This is a genomic window from Streptomyces sparsus, assembly GCF_054776295.1.
The window spans coordinates 1-787 of the sequence record NZ_BAAHCA010001490.1 but is presented as its reverse complement, the minus strand read 5'-3'; the positions used below and the strand labels follow the sequence as shown (position 1 = coordinate 787).

The 787-nt window shown below is 75.5% G+C and carries 1 protein-coding gene; it reads left to right on the top strand.

The annotated features are described in order from the left end of the window. Positions 1 to 2: 2 nt before the first annotated feature. Positions 3 to 787 (top strand): NAD-dependent epimerase/dehydratase family protein (locus tag ACYVE9_RS29190; protein ID WP_461030886.1); only part of this gene is annotated, 785 nt, incomplete at its 3' end.

Sequence of the window (787 nt, the reverse complement as noted above, 5' to 3'; positions counted from 1 at the left end):
TGGTGACGGGCGCCACCGGCAACGCCGGCACCAGCCTGCTGGCGGCGCTGGGCGAGGACCCGCGGATCGGGTCGGTGCTGGGTGTCGCCCGCCGGCTGCCCGACTGGAACCCGCCGAAGACCCGGTGGGCCACCGCCGACGTCGGGGCGGCCGGGTCGGAGGACGAGCTGACCGGTCTCTTCCAGGGGGCCGACGCGGTGGTGCACCTGGCGTGGCTGCTCCAGCCGAGCAGGTCGCCGCTCACCACGTGGCGCACCAACGTGCTCGGCACCGTGCGCACCCTGCGGGCTGCCGCGGCGGCCGGTGTGTCGACGGTGGTGTACGCCTCCTCGGTGGCCGCCTACTCCCCCCGCCCCGCGTCCGACCCGGAGCGTCCCGTCGACGAGAGCTGGCCCACCCACGGCTGGCCGTCCGCGTCCTACTCCCGGGAGAAGGCCTACAACGAGCGGGTGCTGGACGTCTTCGAGCGGGACCACCCGGGCATCCGGGTGGTGCGGATGCGTCCCGGCTTCCTCTTCAAGCGGCAGTCGGCCATGGAGCAGCGGCGGTTGTTCGCCGGGCCCCTCCTCCCGCACCGCCTGGTCAGGCCGGGCGTGCTGCCGGTGCTGCCGGGTGTGGCGGGACTGCGGTTCCAGGCGCTGCACTCCGACGACGCCGCCGACGCCTATCTGCGGGCGCTGACCACGCCGGTCAGCGGCGCGTTCAACCTGGCCGCCGAGCCGCCGGTGGACACCGCCGTGCTCGCGGAGCTGCTGCGCGCCCGGCATCCGGTACGCATGCCGGCGGC